This is a genomic window from Blastococcus sp. TF02A-35 (assembly GCF_004571075.1).
GTDB lineage: Bacteria > Actinomycetota > Actinomycetes > Mycobacteriales > Geodermatophilaceae > Blastococcus.
The window spans coordinates 1-1070 of record NZ_SPQP01000084.1 but is presented as its reverse complement, the minus strand read 5'-3'; the positions used below and the strand labels follow the sequence as shown (position 1 = coordinate 1070).

1 protein-coding gene is annotated in these 1070 nt (G+C 71.5%); it reads right to left on the bottom strand.

What is annotated here, in order from left to right; genetic code table 11:
• Positions 1–7: 7 nt before the first annotated feature.
• Complete coding sequence (locus E4P43_RS19680; protein ID WP_135147195.1) at positions 8–961, bottom strand: IS481 family transposase; 954 nt, start codon at positions 959–961, stop codon at positions 8–10.
• Positions 962–1070: the final 109 nt, after the last annotated feature.

Genomic DNA, 1070 nt, shown 5'->3' with positions numbered 1-1070 from the left:
AGGTTGTTCACGCGGCGAGGCGGCTGATCGGTGGGCGGCCTCCGAGGGCGGAGTGGCTGCGGGCAGTGTTGTAGTGCTCCAGCCAGCTGTCCAGGGCGGCGGTGCGCTGGGCGTTACTGGTCCAGGCGGTGGCGTAGGCCCATTCGGTCTGCAGGGTGCGGTTGAACCGTTCGGCCTTGCCATTGGTCCATGGGCATCCGGGCTTGGTGAACCGGCGACCGATGCCGAGCTGGGCGCAGGCGGCGATCCAGGCCGCGCCGATGCGGTAGCTCTTGGCGTTGTCGGTGAGGACCCGGGTGATGGTGATCCCGTGCGCGGCGAACCAGGCGGCCGCGCGGATCAAGAACTCCGCGCAGGTGCCGGTGCGCTCATCGGGCAGCACTTCGGCGTAGGCCAGTCGGGTGTGGTCGTCGATGGCGACGTGCACGTAGTCCCAGCCCAGGCCGCGGCCGCGGACCTCCTCGGATCGGCCGTGCACCCGCCAGCCGCCACCGTCGGGCACCCGGCCGAGCTTCTTCACATCGACGTGCAGCAGATCGCCGGGGTGCTCGCGTTCGTAGCGGCGGTCGCTGTGCCGCCGGCCGCGCAGCAGTTCGCCGGTGAGCCGGTCGACATCGGCCAGCCGGGGCATGCCGGCGCGGGCCAGCACCGCGCCGATGGTCGAGGCCGCAAGCCCGAGGATCGCGGCCAGCCGCACCGGGCCGGCGTGATGCGCGCGGCGGGCGGCCACGATCGCCGCGGTCGTCTCCACCGAGGTCCGGCGCGGCATGCGGTGCGGTCGGGAGGAGCGGTCGGCCAGCCCCGCCAGGCCCTCGGCGCGAAAGCGGCGCACCCACTTGTAGACCGTCTGCCGGCTGATCCCCAGCTGCTTGGCGACCTCGCCGGGTCGATGCCCGGCCAGGACACGGAAGACGATCAGCTTGCGGGCATACACGGTCGTGCGGGCGTTAGCGTGGGCCACAGAGACCTCCGGTCGGGAGTGGGGACGTCAGACATCGCCACTCCTTCCGGAGGTCTCCTTCGTGATCAAGCCACCACGCCGACTGTCAACAACGTCCGTGGTCACGACA